Annotated in this window: 13 protein-coding genes; all 13 read right to left on the reverse strand. The window is 42.9% G+C overall.

The features are described 5' to 3' along the window. Entirely contained in the window at positions 1-852 is an 852-nt protein-coding gene (gene murB, locus A37S_RS0103020) for a UDP-N-acetylmuramate dehydrogenase (protein WP_028295713.1), read from the reverse strand. A 13-nt stretch (positions 853-865) separates the two neighbouring features. Next, a complete protein-coding gene (locus A37S_RS0103025) occupies positions 866-2,161 on the reverse strand; it encodes a UDP-N-acetylglucosamine 1-carboxyvinyltransferase (protein WP_211229707.1) in 1,296 nt (431 codons plus the stop codon). A 20-nt stretch (positions 2,162-2,181) separates the two neighbouring features. Beyond that, positions 2,182-3,978 (reverse strand): ABC transporter ATP-binding protein, encoded by a 1,797-nt coding sequence (locus A37S_RS0103030; protein ID WP_028295715.1) that lies wholly within the window; start codon positions 3,976-3,978, stop codon positions 2,182-2,184. Then, positions 3,975-4,928 carry a hypothetical protein gene (locus A37S_RS27680; protein WP_028295716.1) on the reverse strand — a complete coding sequence of 318 codons (954 nt, stop codon included), beginning with the start codon at positions 4,926-4,928 and terminating at the stop codon, positions 3,975-3,977. Before A37S_RS27680 ends, A37S_RS0103030 begins: the two co-directional genes overlap by 4 nt. An 8-nt stretch (positions 4,929-4,936) precedes the next feature. Continuing rightward, positions 4,937-6,391, reverse strand: a complete 1,455-nt coding sequence (locus tag A37S_RS0103040; RefSeq protein WP_028295717.1) for an MBOAT family O-acyltransferase — start codon at positions 6,389-6,391, stop codon at positions 4,937-4,939. 734 nt (positions 6,392-7,125) lie between these two features. After that, positions 7,126-8,085, reverse strand: a complete 960-nt coding sequence (locus tag A37S_RS0103050; RefSeq protein WP_028295718.1) for a hypothetical protein — start codon at positions 8,083-8,085, stop codon at positions 7,126-7,128. 7 nt (positions 8,086-8,092) lie between these two features. Continuing rightward, positions 8,093-9,535: an MBOAT family O-acyltransferase gene (locus A37S_RS0103055; protein ID WP_028295719.1), complete on the reverse strand. Its 1,443-nt coding sequence runs from the start codon at positions 9,533-9,535 to the stop codon at positions 8,093-8,095. 591 nt (positions 9,536-10,126) lie between these two features. After that, a complete protein-coding gene (locus A37S_RS0103070; protein ID WP_036601108.1) occupies positions 10,127-11,296 on the reverse strand; it encodes a glycoside hydrolase family 88 protein in 1,170 nt (389 codons plus the stop codon). A gap of 124 nt (positions 11,297-11,420) precedes the next feature. Further along, positions 11,421-12,932, reverse strand: coding sequence for a RagB/SusD family nutrient uptake outer membrane protein (locus tag A37S_RS0103075; RefSeq protein WP_028295721.1), 1,512 nt, complete (start codon positions 12,930-12,932; stop codon positions 11,421-11,423). Between the two features lie 17 nt (positions 12,933-12,949). After that, a complete protein-coding gene (locus A37S_RS0103080; RefSeq protein WP_211229708.1) occupies positions 12,950-16,312 on the reverse strand; it encodes a SusC/RagA family TonB-linked outer membrane protein in 3,363 nt (1,120 codons plus the stop codon). A 233-nt stretch (positions 16,313-16,545) separates the two neighbouring features. Then, positions 16,546-17,733 (reverse strand): FecR family protein, encoded by a 1,188-nt coding sequence (locus tag A37S_RS23420; protein WP_051292681.1) that lies wholly within the window; start codon positions 17,731-17,733, stop codon positions 16,546-16,548. A 97-nt stretch (positions 17,734-17,830) separates the two neighbouring features. Beyond that, positions 17,831-18,421 (reverse strand): RNA polymerase sigma factor, encoded by a 591-nt coding sequence (locus A37S_RS0103090; RefSeq protein WP_028295723.1) that lies wholly within the window; start codon positions 18,419-18,421, stop codon positions 17,831-17,833. 328 nt (positions 18,422-18,749) lie between these two features. After that, positions 18,750-19,142 carry a DUF4345 domain-containing protein gene (locus A37S_RS0103095; protein WP_028295724.1) on the reverse strand — a complete coding sequence of 131 codons (393 nt, stop codon included), beginning with the start codon at positions 19,140-19,142 and terminating at the stop codon, positions 18,750-18,752. Positions 19,143-19,386: the final 244 nt, after the last annotated feature.

Genomic DNA, 19,386 nt, shown 5'->3' on the forward strand with positions numbered 1-19,386 from the left:
CTATATTATCCTTTGTTCGACTTCCAATTCCACGTTATACTTTTCTCTTACTTTTTCCTGTGCATGCGCAATGATGGATAATATATCCTCTCCTGTTGCATGATTAAAATTAACGATAAACCCACCATGCTTTTCAGAGATCTTAGCACCACCCACCGTATATCCTTTCAGGTCCAATTCATCCATTAACGCGCCAACGAAGTAACCTTTTGGTCTTTTAAAGACGCTTCCTGCATTTGGAAATTCCTTGGGCTGCTTAGCCCATCTAGTTTGCTTATTACGTTCCATTTTCTCATGTATCGCAGACTTATCCCCTTTTCTTAATCGGAGCCATGCTTTTACAATGATCAGATGGGGGTTGCGTTGGAAGAAACTATTGCGGTATTCAAATCCCATTTCGGCCTGATTAATCTCAGCAAATTGATCAACAATGGGATCATAATAGCGTACTTTCACCAATAAATCCTTAATCTCCTCGCCACTAGCACCCGCATTCATGACCACGGCGCCGCCTAGAGAACTGGGAATATCATAAAACAATTCCAAGCCAGCTAGCTGATAGTCCAAGGCCTTTACACTAAGATCGTACATCGATACGCCTGCCTCTGCTGCTATTTCTTCTTCGTCAATGACCACTTGATCAAAATTCCCCGAGAAAATCACAAAATCATCCTCATAAAAAGACCGGGCAAGAATAACATTGTGCCCGCTACCCAAGATGATTTTATTTCCTTCTTTTCTAAAGATCTCTTGAATATCAGTTTCCGAATCCGGGAAATAAGCTTTCCTGCATACAGCGTGCAATCTGTAAGAGTTATAAGGGGTCAAATCCAATTGCTCTACGACTTTCATCCGCTATTGTCATTTAAACAGCCAAACCAGCTTCTACCTCAATCTGCACACCAAGGTTTTTCAATTTTTGTTCTAGGTTATTGTATCCTCTCAATGCCATTTCCACATTATAGATAGTCGAATCCCCTACGGCCAACAAAGCAGCCATTACTACCGCCATACTACCTCTTAAATCCGTAGAATTGGCCACTGCTGCATGTATAGGTTTGCCTCCATCAATGGTAATGGCTCCCGTTTTATAAGACAGGGCATTCGAATAGAACTTGTTCAATTCATCGCAATACTTCATACGTTCTGGATAACGGTAATCGAATATGCGACTAATGCCGTCGGCATGGAGCGCCAATAAAGTATAAAAAGGTTGCATATCAGAGATGATGCCGGGGTGTGTACCACAAGCCAACTCGAAAGGTTGCACACTGCCATTCACTAAACATTCTGGAGATACAATGACATTCTTTGAATTTCGATATAAGTCAATACCAGCATGTTGGAGATGAATCAAAGGAATCTCCATGGTATCAAAAGGCACATCTTCTACAGTGATGTTTCCACCTGAAATAATCCCATAGACAATCCAAGTAATGGCTTCAATACGGTCTGGCATCACCTGAAACAAGGAGCCACGCAGGTAATCCGCTCCTTCCACTTTGATAAAACTGTTGCCAACAACCTCAATCTTTGCCCCCAAGGTCCTCAAAAAAGCGATCAGACTCTCTATTTCCGGGCTGATATAAGCATTCTTGATAATCGTTTCGCTCTTGATAATAGAAGCAGATATTAAGGCATTCTCTGTGCCACCTATGGTGGAAATCGGGAAATTAATCTCTCCTGGAGAGAAGCCTTTTGGAGCGCGCACTTCGATATAATCTGGCTTTTCCTCCACTTCGGCACCCAACGCTTTCCACACCATGATATGTAAATCATAGCCTCGATCACCAATCTTGCAACCACCGGGATAAGGAATACGGGCAATACCCGATCGCTTTATTAGGCCTGGTACCAACAAATAAGTTGTTCGAATAGGAAAGTCATAGCTTTCCAGAGACTTATTATCCAAATCCTTGGCATCGATTTCTACGGTCTCCGCAATGACATCCACTTTAACCTTTCCGCCATTTTTGCGGATAAAATCAATTTTATATTGGGCATCCACCAATTCAGTTGGGAAGTTGGTTAGTACCACCGTCTCATCGGCAATCAATGCGGCCGCAAGTAATCGCGTACTGGCGTTTTTGGCGCCGCTTACTTTCACTCGACCATGTGGAATTTGTCCCCCTTGGATTTTTGCTGTTATATTTTTTTTCATCGTTTTTAGACAAAAATGTGTTAACTCATATTCTGTAAAGATACCATACGGTGAAAACGATTGGAACTTTGCACCAGTTCATCAAAATTCCCTTGTCCGCTGATTTTTCCATCTTCCAATAAATAGATACGATCGGCATGCTTGATGGTAGACAAGCGGTGGGCTATGATAATCATGGTATACTCTCCTTTCAATTTATTGATACTTTCCTGAATGTAATTCTCCGTTTCCGAATCCAATGCCGAAGTGGCTTCATCCATGATCAAGATCTCCACATTTTTGTACAGTTCTCGGGCAATGGAGATCCGTTGTTTCTGCCCTCCGGAGATCAACATGCCATTATCGCCTAATAAGGTATTTTCTTGATTTGCCATATTAGTTACAAATTCCTTCATGGCCACCTTTTCGAGGATTTGCCAAAAGCGACTGACATTCTCTACACTGGGCTCCGACCAAAATGTGACATTGTTAAAAACCGTATCACTAAAAATAATCGGCTCCTGGGTAATGTATCCTATTTGCTCACGATAACTGTCAAGATGAAAGTCAAAAGGCGATTTACCATCCACCCATAGTTTGCCTGATTGGGGAACTATTAAGGCACAAATGATATTTGCCAATGTAGACTTTCCAGATCCGCTCTCACCAACAAAGGCAATGGTTTCGTTTTTGTGTAAAATCAAATCGATATTTCTTAGCACCAATTTATCACCGTATGAAAAGTTGAGCTTTTCCAATACGATTTGCGTCTGAAATGTAGGAAACGTCTCTTTATTATCTCTTTCCCGATATTGTTTCATTGATTCTGACAGATCCGCCACCGACTGCAAAGCTCCTACGTTTTGCATGAAACTTTGCCAAGAATTTTGCACGACCACCAATCCGTTTAAAGCACGGTAAAAAAGTAGTAAACTCAGCAAAATCGAGCCTAAACTAGCTCCCAAATAATTAGTTTGTAACAAAATAACCACAGCTACAATAAATATAATTACCGGCTCTCGGCTACTTGAAGTGATGGCTTGACTTTTGCCAATCTTTCTGTTAAGCCCTTCCACCTCATTTATTACATTGAGCAGCTTATTTGCATAACGGGTGAAATAACTTGTCGCTTTCAAATACTTGAAGTGATGTATGCATTGGATCATAAACCCATTAAATAGATTCCCCCTTCTCGAAATTTCAATAGAGGACGTTTTGACGGATTCTACGATCCTGCGATAAAGAAAATTCGACAAATAGCCCCCTACTAGGATAAATATCGCAAATTGCCAATTGGCCAAAAAAGCAAGTACAATGTAAGATATTAAAATAATCAATGATTTAGTAGTGCCAAGAAACTGAATCATTGCTTGTAGGTTTTTCCCAACCTCAGCCGTAATTGCATTTTGAATCCGACCAGCGTCTAACTTTAAAAACCCTTGATAACTTAAAGCTTGTAACTGATTTATTTGTCTTTGGCGGAGCTTAACCATATATTTTTGCCTCAAATCGATTTGCTCCATACTTAACCAATAGTTGAGCAAGCCCTTGACTGTAAAAATGATGACCATCAAAGTCAACACACTGGAGAGTGTAACTGGAACACCTACCTGAGCAAAACTTTTTAATATGAATGCCATGCCTCCCATACTCTCACCTGAGCCAATGCTAGAGGCATCGTTCACAAACTGGAGCAGAGGAATGAACAAAGCTAAACCTATACCATCCAACAAACCCAGGATAACGGCCAAGACCACATTGAAAATAAGCTTATTTCCCATATAGCTATAGAAATAGCTAAAATAGCCTAAGGGAGTGTGTTTTAATTGTTTTTTCATTTTTTGGAGATGATGTTGTCGATTGCATTATGCGCTGGAAGAAGCTGTAGAATTTGTTTGTTATAAACGTCAACGCCATATTGGTTCAAATGGGAATCATCCGCAAACAAACTATCCGACCACAGTACATGCTTATTGAAATTGATATAATTGGTGTCCAACCCTGCCATTAACGAATCTATATGTTCAACATTAGTTGCTTTGGCATACCTACCAGGCAAAACAGGGGCTTGAAATATCCTAAACGGTATGGATCTTACTGTCAGTTCACGCTTTATTCCCAATAAGGCCTCGTATTGGTTCTCATTTAACTGGTACTTATTTGCTTTTAAACTATTGTACGGCAGCGTAATCACTTTAAAAGTTTCCACATAGCCGCCCTCCACATAAGTATCAACCCCATCATATCTAGACTGTTCCTGTATTTCTTCGCTTAATAGCTTTTTAAAAAGAGAGAAAACGAATGTATTATAAACACGAATATCGTTTACCGTCAACGCAAGGCGCATCCAAGAAAAGTCTATCGGTGCATTGGTCATTAAATCAAGCGTCGACTCCACGCCGTCCGAATTTAGCAAAACAGGATAAATATCCAACACAACCAATTTGGGTTGAAATCGATCTATGTATTTTCTTAACAGGAATAAGGTCTGAACAGGCGTCTGGGAGCTAGATCCAAGATTAAAAGATGAGAAGCCAGCCTTCTCGAAAATCCTAGGATCGTAGCCTCTATAGGCATGGGAAGAGCCTAAAAATAAAACGTCTTTTTGGGTTGTAGACTCTGCTTCTCTATATCTAGTATAAGAAAAACCATTTCGCCTTTCAAAACCTGCAGGAAGATTTGGTTTTAAATAGGTTGGCGCCAACTTGCCAACAATCAAAAGAGACGCAATATAAATGATGCTTGCGAAGCAACTAAACAAGGTCGAATTCAACAAAAATTTCTTCATTTATATACTCAAAACTGAAAATAGATAAATTCCGTACCTCCCGTATGCATATACATGCCGACAATAAACAAGCATAGAGCATATAGCACCCATCTCAATACCCTTGGCCACCGGAAGCCCAGAGTCTCTATGGCATAATTGTTCTCCCGGCCAAGCCACTCAACTAGTATGAATGGGATAAGTAATAACAAGCATAATTTACTTCCCTTCAATTCAGCATAATGAAAAGGATTGTAATCACTCTCTAAAAGAAAGATTCTACCTATATAATCAAAAGCATGACTCAAACTCTCTGCACGGAAGAATATCCATGCAAAAGTGGCCAATGCAAAAGTAAGCAACAGTTGTCCTGTTTCTTTTAATGAAGGCAACAATCGGCCTTCTGCCACGGTTATAGTAGACTTATTTTTGCTCTTCCAGATGACCGATGGCATGATAAACAGTGCATTCAAACCTCCCCACACTACAAAGGTCCAGTTGGCTCCGTGCCAAAAGCCGCTTACCAAGAAAATGATAAAGGTATTGCGTACCGTCATCCACAGCCCTTTCCTGCTCCCGCCCAAAGGAATATACAAGTAATCCCTAAACCAAGAGGATAGCGAGATATGCCAGCGCTTCCAAAACTCGGCAATATTGCGGGAAAAATAGGGATAGTTAAAGTTTTTCAGTAGTTCAAAGCCAAACAAGCGCGCCGTGCCCAAGGCCATATCGGTATAGCCAGCAAAGTCGCCGTAGATTTGAAATGCAAATAAGATGGCTCCCCAGACCAGTACTCCTCCCGAATACTGATCGGAGTTATTGAATATCTGATTGGCATATTCCGCACAGTTGTCGGCTATCACCACTTTCTTGATAAGGCCCCAGAGAAACTGCTTCAAGCCATCCACGGCCTGATGGTATTTGAAAACACGTGGCCGTTCTACTTGGGGCAATAAGTGCGTGGCCCGCTCTATGGGACCGGCTACCAGCAATGGGAAGAAACTTACGAAAAGGGAATACTGCACCCAATTTGTTGTTGGTTTTATACGATCGTAATAGATATCAATCACATAGGAAAGTCCATGAAAGGTATAGAACGAAATCCCCACTGGCAAAACAATGTTTAACGTGGTAATATTGGGTCGGAAGCCAAATACCTGAATAAAATCAGCAAATGACTCAACGAAAAAGTTGTAATATTTAAAGAAACCCAGGAAACCCAGATTGATCCCCACGCTAATGGCTAGCCAGATTTTCTTCCATCTGATATTCTTTGCCTCGTAGATCTTTAAACCTGTGAAAAAATCCAATGCGGTGGAAAAGGCCAACAGAAATAGAAAACGCCAATCCCAACAACTATAGAAATAATAACTGGCTAAAAGCAGCAAGCAATTCTGTGCCTTCAAAGACCTGTTTGTGACAAACCAATACAGAATAAAGACAATGGGAAGAAAAATCAGGAAGCTCGTAGAATTGAATAACATAGTATCAGATCACGGGGTTTAGCATGACAACAAAAGCAATTAAAAAAGAATATAACAGCAACCTCATTAACAAGCTATCAACAATACTTTCCAACAATTACAAATAAATCAAGCATTTCCTTGCATTTTATCGGTATTCTCATCAACAAAGATAGCCGATTTTTTCAGATTCTAACATACTGCTCACATTAAATTTTTGCTATGCCCCTACTTACCGAGGCATAACCGGACAAACGGCCGGTATTTCAACATGAATTAAAACGATAAGCAAGACACAAAATTATGCCTCGCAAAAACGGAATTCTTGCCCTAGTTCAACAGATACAGCGACAGGCAATAAACAAGCAGGATCAAAAAAAGCAGCGAGATGCTAGCCCGGATAATTTCTGAACGTGTCATATAGCTTTTGAGATTTTTTAAGATTAAAAGCGGTAAGGTAATGCTTTTTCTGGCCAATAGGTGCCTGACATAGATGAACGGCATGTTTTGATATGCAAATGGAGTAGCCTTTGGCAACCTAACCAAAACAGTTTTTTAGCCCACTCTCTCTGATATCACACCTACCAAAGATTTACATGAACTGCAAAAATTAATTTTCCTTAACTTTATTTTGTTTTTCTCACCCAGAGATCGTTTTTTTAGGAAAAGCTAAGTTTACCATGCCATCAATCGCCGTCATCAACTTAATGATAAAGGAAAGTATGTTATAATAGTTTTTAACTCTGTCGATTAAATCACTCACCTCCAATCTGCTCCTTCACTATAGGCAGTAAAAATTCGCTAAATTGTTCTGCTCCCTTGCCATTCAAATGCAAAACATCACGAAAACTAGTTTTCGGAAAGTCTAATTTATTGTTTGCATCAACATAATGGCCCAAATGTGCGAAATAATTTTCACCCATTTGGATTGCTTTTTCACGATCCAGATGAAGAAAATCTAGCACACTGGAATTAAAAGGAGACTGCACTAAAAGAAAATTTATGTTCTGTGTTTCCAAATAGTCAATTAAACAGCTAAGGGATCTCATTTGCAAATTGGTAGGCTTTTGAGCTATCAATTCCTTATTCAAACCAAATGTATTGGTAATATTTGTGGTATCTGTAAATACATAGCCTCCTTTTATGTATTCATCGCCATTGATAGTATTTCGTTGCTCTTTTTTTTCAATGATTTCAGAATGTGTCAAACCAAGACTTTTCAACAAAAATGCGTTGATGGACATCACGCTTGTCTCTCTCCAAATTAGCTCTAAGTCATAGATGCTAGAAGAACTATTAAGCAATATATCCACCACATCTATTGGCCTATCACGCAGCAATAACAAGGGATTGACGTCTAAGATCACTAGTCTGGGTTTCATTTGGTTCACATATCGCTTGGCCAAGATGTAAGTAGTACTCGGCTTCTGACTACTGGTGCCCAAGGTGAAGACTTTGTAACCAACAGAATCAAAAACCCGTGTATCATAATTGCGATAAGCCAAACTAGAACCAAGGATCAAAACATCTACCTGACGCGTGGTATCGGCCTCTGCCAATCGCCGGGCCGTAAATCCCGCCGACTTGTATTTTCTATTTGGTATATTGGTTTTCAAGAATTGCAATGGGGAGTAGTAGATAACAATCGTTGAAAGCAGATAGAGCGCGACAAATAACGAAACAAAGCACGCAAACCTGAAAACAAGCTTTTTCATAACCTTATCAAAATTGAAAATAAATAAATTCTTCCTGCTCCTGAGGCATAAATAAGGCCATCAACAACAACAAAATAAGATAAAAGCCCCACCTTAAGGAATTGGGCCACCCCATTCCTATCTTTTCTAGGATATGGCGATCGTACCTGCCAAACCACTCGATAGTCAGCATAAAGAAAATAAGAAAAGCCAAGGGAAGAGAGAAATAGCTTGGCCATTGAACGTGTAACCTGGTAAAAATGCCGTGGAAGTAAAGGCCCGTTTTATATAGATTCTCATTCCTAAACAGGATGGAGAGAACAGATGCTGCCGTCAGATTGAGACCTATGGCTACCAGGTTTCCGATGGACGGAATAAAGTTCTTCCTCTCCGATCTGGCCATTATTTTTTTTGCGCTGCCCCTAATAAGCAAAGCTAAGATTACGAAACATGCAGCGATCAATCCCACGAAGATATAAGTCCACCGAGCGCCATGCCAAAAACCGCTTATCAAAAAAATAAGGAACACGAAAAAATATTTCCTTGCCGTACTAGAATTCGCTTTGATAGCGGGCTTATAAATATAGTACTTAAACCAAGTGGACAACGATATATGCCACCGGCCTACAAATTCGGCCAAATCCTTGGCAAAAAAAGGCGTGGCAAAATTCTTCATCAGTTCAATCCCCAACATTCTGGCCGTGCCCAATGCCATGTCGGAATAGCCGGAGAAGTCCGTATAGACTTGAAAAGTGAATAAAAAAGCGCCATAAATCAGCGTCATGCCCGATTGCTGTTCGGGCATGTCAAAAATACGGTTTACCAAGGGAGCACAGTTATCGGCAATGATTACTTTCTTAAATAATCCCCAGAGGAACTGCCGCATGCCATCCACCACCTTATGGTAGTTAAACGCATGCGTTGAGGTAATTTGGGGCAACAAATGCGGCGCCCGCTCGATAGGCCCAGCCAGCAGCATAGGAAAAAAACAAACAAACAAAGCGTAATTAACAAAATCTCCCGTAGCTTTAAACTTCCCAAAGTAAACATCTAACACATAGCTGAGTCCATGGAAGGTATAGAACGAAATACCTATGGGCAAGACGATATTTAATGTATTCACATGGACTTGGAAACCCAAAGTGGTTAGCAGATCAACGAAGCTGTCGATGAAAAAATTGACATATTTGAAGTACATCAAGAAGCCCACGTTCACACATATACTTGTCCAAAGCCACCATTTCTTCCGTACCTTTGAGGAAGCATTGGCTATCAATAAGCCAGAGACAAAATCCAAAACAGTGGAAAACAAAAGCAAAAAACAGAAGCGCCAGTCCCATTGAGCGTAAAAGTAGTAACTAGCGAACAAAAGCAAAACATTGCGGCATCGTCCATTCTCCTTAGGAATGGACCAATAGATCATAAAAATGACAAGGAAAAAAACAAGGAAGTGTATAGAATTGAACAACATATGTTGACTTTATTTTATTTATCAACGTCTTCTATGTCTGCCATTTCATAAAAAATACTTCTATTAATAAGCTGATAATGCAAAAATTCAGTTAAAAAAAAATAGATTTAGTAAGTAACGTTGATATTTATTCGGTAAACAAAGTTATATGTTTTTATTTGTTGATCCTAATACTTTTAACGCAAAAAAAGCCTCATATCCGCCGTTGAACACCCTAGTTCAACAGATACAGCGACAGGCAATAAACAAGCAGGATCAAAAAAAGCAGCGAGATGCTAGCCCGGATAATTTCTGAACGTGTCATATAGCTTTTGAGATTTTTTAAGATTAAAAACCGTAAGGTAATGCTTTTTCTGGCCAATAGGTGCCTGACATAGATGAACGGCATGTTTTGATATGCAAACGACGAGCCTTTTGGCTACTTGGCGAAGTGTTGCTTGCTTTAACAATTGATTTCACGCCAAGCTCATGGAATCAAAAACGGCACTGCCGGCTCCTTTCGAGAGGAGCCAGCAGTGCCGCCCGATACCGCAGCGCACATTATTGCGCCCCTTGCTATCGCTGGACTGAGGGACTATGATGAAAACATCTTTATTGCAGCATCTTTTTATACCTATTAAGCGCTTCTAAGTAATAATAATCGCCATAGTTTATTGATGCATCTATTTCGTATCCGCCAGGATAATTGCCCGTACAGTGCAACAAAAATGAAGGCTTTGTATCCCGGCTTTGATACCGTGCGGAAGAGAGCGATTCCAACATGTTCGATGCTGCAATCCTATATTTCTTCGCTTTCTTTTCATCGTCCTCCAACTGAGACAACTCAAGCAGTGCCGATGCTGCAATTGCCGCCGCGGACGCATCTTTTGGAGCATTAGGGATATCGGGATCGTCGAAATCCCAAAAAGGGACATGATCTTCTGGTAGTTGCTGTAGGTAGCGATCGATAATTTTCTCGGCAAACCGAAGAAATTCCTTGTCACTTGTTTCTCTGTATACCATGGTGAATCCGTAAATGGCCCAAGCCTGGCCCCTTGCCCACATCGAACTATCATTTATACCTTGGTTGGTAACGCCCTTTATAAATTCACCGCCAATGGTATCGTATACTGCAACGTGGTAACTGGATCCATCTTGCCGGAAAGAATGGTCTTTCGTTTTCCGGGCATGGTTCAGCGCTATTTCGTAGTATTTCCTATCTCCTCCATTTTTTGAGGCCCAAAAAAGAATTTCGAGATTCATCATGTTATCTATGATGGTATTGTGAGGCCAGCTCATTCTCTCTACCATATTGGGCCAAGATAGAATGGTGCCTACAACTGGATTATAGAGCCTTGATAGCTTTTCTGCACTTTGGAGAACTCGCTCTTTATATGCTTCATTTCCCGTCATGCGGTAAGCATTTCCATAACTGCTTAAGATTTGAAATCCTATATCGTGATCGCCTAGGGGTTCGGATTTAGTCAATGGCTCTAGGCATTCTGTATATTTGATTGCTTGTTCTTTAATGTTTTCATTGGTCGTGTTTTCATAAACGTACCAGAGTATTCCGGGCCAAAAACCACTTGTCCAATCATAAATATTGACTAAATGCCATTTAGAATCCTTGCTATCTATGCTTCTCGGCATCAAGCAGGTATCCCCTATCTGGGCTAATGTCTCATTAACCTGTTCTTCGCAATATGACAGTTGTTTCTCTACATCCAAATCATCAGTCGGTTTCGTGCCGCCGCATGCATAGAGCAAAAATCCTGACGTCATATACGCAAGTATATGGTTCAAGCTATTTATTTTAATTTTCATGCTTTTACTTTATCGTGTATAATTTTTTTTTATAAATCAGGTAATTGGGATGAAGCGCATGTCGTCTTGTCCCTCGCTAAATCTAATATCCCGGATTCTGGGGCAGCAGATTTGGATTTCGGTCCAACTCGTCTTGTGGAAGAGGCAGCAGTAGATTCCGATCCTGAAAATTGGGACGCGGCTCATAGGAATCTGTGCCGGTAAAGGCTTCTTTGGCAATGCCCCAGCGCACCAAATCATACCACCTCTTCCACTCAAAAGCAAGCTCTATACGTCTTTCTTCACGGACTGCCGCACGAAATTCTTGCTGCGACATCCCTGGCTGCAGATCCGCCGGAAAGCTAACAGCTGTTCCCCCATAATTTCGTGCCCTTGCACGCACGGCGTTAATATATGCATAGGCATTGGCATTTGGTGCGCCCTGTGCCTCGTTGATGGCTTCTGCCGCTATTAGCAGCACCTCGGCATAGCGGAAAATATTATAGTTGTGATCAGACAGTGTGCCATCTTCAGTAGCATTGGACCCGGGGTACAAACACCATTTGGCAATATGGATACGGGGCCACCGCCACCCGGTATAAGGCGTCATGACACCATTCACCGGCGTTTCTATCAGGAAACTAACTTTCTTACGGTAATCCCGATCATCGAAGCTATCATAAACGCCCGGGGAAGCAACCACGACACTCCACCCGTTCATATCCGCATCGCGGACTCCTGTAATGGGCGCCATAAAATCAACGTTCTGCGGATAGTTGGGCCCTTGTATTCCTCCCTTGAAATCTACAGCCCACACTTGCTCCTTATGATCGCCCAGATCCGCACGCCATAAGTCTTGGTAGTCTTCCATCAGCCCATACCCATATGTCCCTGCATTGTTTATGACGCTCTCGGCCTGTTGGAGAGCCTTTTCATAATCTTTCATGGTGAGGTACAGGGAAGCCAACAGCGTCTGCGCCGTTCCCTTTGTAGGCCTACTTCTCACATTGCTGGAATAGGCATTTGGCAGGTAGCGTATTCCGTCCTCGCAGTCGGCAATGATATGATTGTACACTTCAGCTACCGGTGTTTTCGAAATGGAAGAGATCTTACTGGGATCAGAAACAAATTCCCCAATATAAGGTATATCGCCCCATAGCTGCACCAGATGATAATAGCACAAAGCACGCAGCATTTTTGCCTCGGCAATCAACTGGTTCTTATAATCTTCGTCCATTTCAACGTTGGGGATGCCATCTATAGCTGCATTTGCCGCCCCTATCACTTGGTAAAAATACGGCCATAAGGTAGTAACAATTCCATTGTTGCCGTCAATCTGAAAGTTATTTAGCTGTACCCGCTCAGATGCTGTGCCGATATCGCCAATATCGCACATATCACTTAGGAGCTGTAAGCCAATGAGTAATCTCCTACCGTATAGGTACTCACTGGCAATCCATGAATATCCTCCCATCACGGCAGCTTCGGCATCAGCCTGGGTCTTGAAAAAAGATTCTGGTGCCAATATACCCACTGGGTTTTCTTCCAGATCGGTACAGGCCACTGGTGTCAATGCCGCCAAAACGGCAAGTAAATAGTTTATAAAGCGTTTCATCTTTTTCTTTTTTTTATTTAAAAACCTACACGAACGCCCAATGTCCATGATTTTACATTGGGATAACTTCCATAGTCCAAACCCACCCTGGTATTGGAATCCAGAAAGCTCACTTCCGGATCGTAGCCCGAATAGTTGGTAATGGTCCATATGTTCTGTGCACTGATATATACCCTCAAGGTAGCCACTCCCAGTTTTCGCAAGCCGTCTTCTTGAAAATTATAGCCAATTGCCAGGTTCTTCAAACGTACATAGGATCCGTCTTCCACAATGCGGGATGACACTTCCGATTTATGTCCTCCCGAAGCTCTAGGCACATTCGTATCGGTATTAGTGGGAGTCCACCGATTCAGCGCATCAATGGTAGCATTGCTTTTGCCTGCCATCCAATCCAGTTCCAGCCGCGTATAGTTCATCATGTCGTTGCCTACACTTCCCTGAAAAAAAATGTTTAAGTCGAAGTTATTGAATCGAAAGTCGTTATTGAAACCAAACACGAAATCTGGATGTGGGTTGCCTATAATCTGACGATCGTCATTGTTCACCACCCCATCGGGCACATAGGTTAAGTTACCATTGGCATCCCTCCCGGTAATGTCGAGATAACGGACATCGCCGGGCTTTTTGTGGGGTTCGGCGCTGAAATTATCGTCCATTTGATAAATACCGCCGAACATCCAGCCATAAAAGGCTCCGATTACTTCACCTTCCCTCAGGATTTGCGAATCCGTAGACAGCAGGTGTCCAGGAGCGGTGGAGTACAGCAAATCGCCGCCGGCTAATTGAAGGATCTTGTTTCGGTTAAAGGAAATATTGAAGTCGGTATTCCACTTAAAGCCACGATCGAGGTTTATGGTAGACAAGGCAAATTCCCATCCCTTATTTCGCATACTCCCGATATTCTGCAATGAGGTAGTATAGCCAGAGTATTCCGGGAGTGGCACATTGTAAAGCAAATGCATTGTTTTCTTGTAGTAATAATCTGCCGTGAGGGACAAGCGCCCACCGAAGAAGCTTACGTCTACCCCTATATCACTCTGCCGGGTACTTTCCCACGTAAGGTTGAAATTGGCCACATCCGTAGGCAATACCGCATTGACGGGATTGCCGTCGATAATCGTAAACGAAGGAGAAAACTTGGCCAGTGAACTGTAAGATCCAATTTCCGTATTCCCGGTCTCGCCATAGCTTGTCCTTAACTTCAATAGGGATAACACATCGACATGCTGGAGGAAAGGTTCTTCCTTTATGTTCCATGCAACGGCCCCAGAAGGGAAAAACGCCCACTTATTGTGCGCCCCGAAACGCGATGACCCGTCATATCGCCCAGTAAAGGTAAGCAGGTACCGGTCTTTGAGATTGTAGTTTAGTCGACCGTAGAACGAGGAAAGCACCCACTCCGTGAGGCTCGATGAGGCACTTTGATAGTTGGATCCGCCCGCGAGATTCCAATAGGAAAACGAGTTGGTAACGAAATTCTGATTGGCGGCTCTCCAAGCCTCACTTCTGGAGAACTGGTAAGAATACCCGCCCATCACCGTAAACCGATGCGACTCGTTTATATTCTTATCATAAGTTAGATAGTTTTCGTTGATTACCATGGTTCGTTTCTCTGCGGCGATAGAACCAATTCCCCCGTAGTTTCGCCCGAGGTTGAGTGTGGTGGGAATGTATTCGCCTGCCCTGTTGTTATTGGTTTGAATACCAAAGGTAGACCTGAATTTCAGATCGCGCCATAGGTCCAATTCTGCATAGGCATTGCCTTGAAACAAATCGGTTATCGTGCCGCTTTCGCGCTCCCTGGCGACGGCCGCTGGGTTGTCGTGCGGATCGCCAACTTGCGAGAGCGTATACTTTCCATCTTGACCGAATATGCCTTGAACGGGCTCAAACTTCAGTGCAGCCATAATGACGCCCGTGCCAGTTGAACCGCCACTAGGTTCTTGTGTCAAAACGCCATCGCGCTTTGAACGCAGATAGAACATTTTTGTACCGAACGTGACGCGATCATTCATCCTAATATCCAGGTTGGACATGCCGGATATACGATTAAACCTTGAATTCGTTATTATTCCTTTATTGTCGAAATAATCGACAGAGGTATAAAACTTAATTCCATCTGTGCCGCCGCTGGCGGAAAGCTGACTGCTTCCCAGTCCGCCCGTCCTGAAGATCGCATCTTGCCAATCTGTACCTACGCCATATTGCTCCGGATTGGGATAAGGTACAATGGACGATCCATCGTTTTGATAGATCTCGTTGATGTACTGGGCAAATTGCTGTCCATTAAGTAGCTCTAATTTCTTGCCCACTTCCTGCATGGAATAAGATGTGTTAAAGCCAACTTGAGTTTTGCCTGCTTTGCCACTTTTTGTGGTAATCAACACAACGCCGTTGGCCCCTCGAGAGCCGTAGATTGCCGTAGCGGAAGCATCTTTCAGGATTTCCATCGACTGAATATCTTCCGGAGGAGGAGGCGCACCGCCAGCAAAACCGTCAACTACGTATAGTGGTTCGCTGCTTGCATTTATTGACGTACCTCCGCGTATGCGTATACGTGGGGCCTGACCGGGCTCGCCGTTTACGCTCGATACCGCAACCCCCGGCGCTCTTCCTTGCAATGCCTGAACGGCTCCCGCAGCGGGGTACGCGGTAAGCTGATCGCCGGTAACCGAGGAAACCGAGCCCGTAAGGTCTCTCTTACGTTGACTTCCATATCCTACCACCACTACCTCATTCAAATCACCTATTGATGCTTTCATGGTAATGTTGATAACCAATCGGCTACCTATCGGCTGCTCTTGTGTCTCGAATCCAACATTGCTGAACACCAAGACGCCATCTCCATTTGGAATGACTATCCGATAGCCGCCTTGTGCGTTGGTTCCAGTTCTTATATTTGTCCCTTTCTGGGTGACAGTCACCCCTTCCAACGGTGTTCCCAACTCGTCGGTAACCGTTCCAGTAAGCTCTCGTTGCTGTACAGAGGCATGCGGTTGGTCTGTGTTTAAAAGATGGGGGGCCTTTTCTTTGTTTTTGATAATAATGGTCTTATCCACCATGTACCAATAGAGGTCCCGATGAGCCAAGATTGCCGTCATCGCTTCAGCCAGCTCTACTTGGTTTACCTGCACGTTGACTCGCGTTAAGGCAATATGCTCGCCCAAAAAGAAAAAAGAGTAGCCCTGCTGTTTCTGTATTTCTTCCATCACTTCCTGTAAAGTGCTGTTTCGTGCCGTCAATGTCAGTTTTTGGGCATTGCTACTTGCAATAGCCTGAAATAGGAACGTTAGGGTTAAAAAAACCGTTAACTTCATAATTAGGATAAACCGGTATGTAAAGGGATACGATTCCCTGTTCACACATTGTGCAAAACTCATATATTTGTCCTGTTTGGATGGTTAAAAATTGGTTAAATGCCAGCGTAGCTATACGCTGGGGCTTTCCAGACATTTATTCCGGATGGTGCTCGCTACACCATCCGGTTTTATCTGCTTATCGTTATTCTTATTTCCTGTTTTTCCGTTACCCTGCTCTTGCTTTCATAATTTTTTGATTTTTAATTGGCTTATTAATTGGAATTTTTGGTTTATAATTATTCTTTGCTAGGCAACTATTCTTTCCCCACGATCAAGGTGATGGCATCTCCTGACGATACGACATCAAATTCAAACCCGGCAGTCTGCAGGATATTCAACAGTGATCCTAAGGACTTATTTCGTTCGACCTTGCCAAAGAACTGGACAATAGGTACCTTTCGCCGATAGACTACGTTGATATCGTACCATCTCCCCAATTGTTCAAAGGCCTCCTGTGGAGAATGTCCGTTGAAATAGAAAAAACCCTCTTTCCATGCGGTATACTGCGAGGTATTTACCTGTTTTACGCTAATAGCCTCCCCTTGGTAGGTAGCTTGATCGCCAGGATTGAGCAACGCGGAATCCTTATCTGCCGAGACCTTTACTCGTCCAGCAACCAGTGTGGTTCTTGTTTCTCCTTCATCGGCATATGCGGAAATGTTGAATTGGGTACCGAGAACCTCGACTTGCTGTCCTCGACTGATAACCTTAAAAGGCCGGCGCTCCCCTTTCTGCTTAACAATTTGGAAAAAGGCTTCGCCAGATAGCTCCACCACCCGATCCTTGCCTTTGAACCTGCTGGGATATTTGAGTTGCGAAGCAGCATTGAGCCATATCTTAGAACCGTCTGAAAGGGTAATCTGGTATTGTCCTCCACGGGGCGTCGTGAGGGTCAACATTTCCAACGGGATGGAAGTCTCACGTTCGTCCAACCGCAATACTGACATAGCGCCATCTTGATAGGTGATACTGCCATCATTGATAACTATTCCGGATTGCTCCATGCTCAGGTTGATAGTGCGTCCGTCGGCAAGTGTGAGCGTAGCTCGATTGCCTCCCGGAGCGATGTCATTTGATTGCAGATCTACGGCTTTGGATTCTAAACTTAGGTATTCTCCAAAGTGAAGCCAGGTAATGGTGGTAGCCAGAATCAATAGGATAGCCGCTGCATAGGGCAGCCAACGCGATATCGGCCAAGGTCTAGCAGATCTGGTTTCTTGCAGCACAGTATTATCCATCCGCCCCATAATACTTAACAGGCGATCGTTGTCCATGTTTTCGGGTACTGGTTGGTTAAATTGTTCTCGAATGAGGTTTCTTAGTAAATCAGAATACTCGTCATCGCCAAAATGATCCAACAACTCATCCAGTTCCGACTTGCTGATAGAACATTCTAGGTATTTCCTGAACAATTCATTGATATATGCGTCGTTGTTGCTCAAAATTTCAGAAGTTTACAGGCAATACAATCCGTAGGAAAAAATTAGTGACAAGCAAATCAAAAAAAATCAGAAACAACTGATTTTCAAAAAGATAAAATCAAATTGACTGAACAACAAGCAGCGCCAATAGAAGTTCGGGGTGGTTTAGCAATTGTTCACGGAGAAAGCTACTGGCCCGTTTGATGTGGGTATTTATGGTATTGGGAGAAATGTGCAGCTGTTCGCTGATCTCGGCATAGCTATAGCCCTCAATTTTGGCCATACGAAATACTTGTCGCTGTTTTTCTGGCAATAGGGACAGCAAGGAATGAAGCAACTCCAGGTGTTCCTTTTGGAAGATGTATTCCTCTACCTGGTTTACAGCCTGCTGTAAGGCCAGTTGCAAGCCCAGCCTTGTCTTTTCATCTTTACCAGCCTTCCGGAATAGGTTGTAAGCATTATTGGTAGCAATGGTAAACAGATATGCCTTAAAAGACTTATGCTCGTCCAGCTGCGCCCTGCTTTCCCAAACCTTGATAAAAGTATCTTGTGCAATATCCTGCGCGAGCCCTTCGTCATGGAACAAGTTCAGTAAATGGCCAACGATAAGCCTTTTATAACGATGGTATAACTGCTCGAATGCCTTGTGGCTCCCATTTCGCAATCCAACCAGGAGCGTATCTTCATCAATGGCTTTTTTTAGTATCATCGCTAGATTTCCATAATCAGGTATTCCGCAATTGTGCGGTATTGGTTTATCGTACTCATCGATCACATCATGGCATGACACCTACTCGGCAGCCCATGTCAACAAGTTTCTCCAGATTGTTCCTTGATATTTCACCTAGCGACTCCACGGCTTGCCGCTCTCCATCTTCGATTCATATTCATCGCCTTTGTTCTAGCTTTTTCCGGAAGCTTTGCAAACTTATTAGGAACTTTCTGGTTACGAGGCGAAGATAATGATTTTATCAAATATAGCCTATAATTTTTGGGTATGCCCCCTGTCCTTATTTCGTCAGGCTATCTGCTTTACGTTATTTCCGTCTGGCCAACAAATACAAGAGCAGCCCAACGGTCGCAAGCGCCGATTCGACTGTGATCCACTGCTGGCCGAAAGGTCCCAGTGCCCCATCTACTCCCCAGGTATATGCCCGCGCCAAAGCATAAAGCCCCCAGAATAGGACCAGGAATAGAACGGCTTTCCGTAAATCGCTTTTGGCCAGGTACGCTAAAAGTAGTACCAGAAAAAGACCAACTGCACCGTATACGCCGCGTATCGAGCTTAGCGCATCGGTATTGTCCAGCCTTGTCCGTACCAACTCCATCACCTGCTGCGGACTAAGCCAGGCCATCAACGACACCGCCAATAAACACAGTAAAGAGAAGCCTACATAGGCATAAGAAAGAATTCTAAGCAATTTATTCATTGGATAACAAAAATTTCAATTAGCATCTTTTGCAAAGATGGAACATCGGAGTTATTTGCAATAACTTTATCGACAAAGGTTATAAAAGACTAGACAAACCGTTTATATGGGAGGCCAAACAGTGAATTTTGCGTTGGCGACAATATTGCAATCTGGTACAGAGTGGAAACAGCGCCGCAAACATACAAAAGTCTCTCAAAGCTATATCTCGCATCAAAAGCTTTTTATTGGAACATGACATTTT

This window comes from Olivibacter sitiensis DSM 17696, from assembly GCF_000427965.1.
GTDB classification, from domain to species: domain Bacteria; phylum Bacteroidota; class Bacteroidia; order Sphingobacteriales; family Sphingobacteriaceae; genus Olivibacter; species Olivibacter sitiensis.

What these genes read in the sequence shown, in the direction of transcription:
- murB (WP_028295713.1), bottom strand. Translation starts at nt 852, where the DNA reads ATGAAAGTCGTAGAGCAATTGGATTTGACCCCTTATAACTCTTACAGA.
- A37S_RS0103025 (WP_211229707.1), bottom strand. Translation starts at nt 2,161, where the DNA reads ATGAAAAAAAATATAACAGCAAAAATCCAAGGGGGACAAATTCCACAT.
- A37S_RS0103030 (WP_028295715.1), bottom strand. Translation starts at nt 3,978, where the DNA reads ATGAAAAAACAATTAAAACACACTCCCTTAGGCTATTTTAGCTATTTC.
- A37S_RS27680 (WP_028295716.1), bottom strand. Translation starts at nt 4,928, where the DNA reads ATGAAGAAATTTTTGTTGAATTCGACCTTGTTTAGTTGCTTCGCAAGC.
- A37S_RS0103040 (WP_028295717.1), bottom strand. Translation starts at nt 6,391, where the DNA reads ATGTTATTCAATTCTACGAGCTTCCTGATTTTTCTTCCCATTGTCTTT.
- A37S_RS0103050 (WP_028295718.1), bottom strand. Translation starts at nt 8,085, where the DNA reads ATGAAAAAGCTTGTTTTCAGGTTTGCGTGCTTTGTTTCGTTATTTGTC.
- A37S_RS0103055 (WP_028295719.1), bottom strand. Translation starts at nt 9,535, where the DNA reads ATGTTGTTCAATTCTATACACTTCCTTGTTTTTTTCCTTGTCATTTTT.
- A37S_RS0103070 (WP_036601108.1), bottom strand. Translation starts at nt 11,296, where the DNA reads ATGACGTCAGGATTTTTGCTCTATGCATGCGGCGGCACGAAACCGACT.
- A37S_RS0103075 (WP_028295721.1), bottom strand. Translation starts at nt 12,932, where the DNA reads ATGAAACGCTTTATAAACTATTTACTTGCCGTTTTGGCGGCATTGACA.
- A37S_RS0103080 (WP_211229708.1), bottom strand. Translation starts at nt 16,312, where the DNA reads ATGAGTTTTGCACAATGTGTGAACAGGGAATCGTATCCCTTTACATAC.
- A37S_RS0103090 (WP_028295723.1), bottom strand. Translation starts at nt 18,421, where the DNA reads ATGATACTAAAAAAAGCCATTGATGAAGATACGCTCCTGGTTGGATTG.
- A37S_RS0103095 (WP_028295724.1), bottom strand. Translation starts at nt 19,142, where the DNA reads ATGAATAAATTGCTTAGAATTCTTTCTTATGCCTATGTAGGCTTCTCT.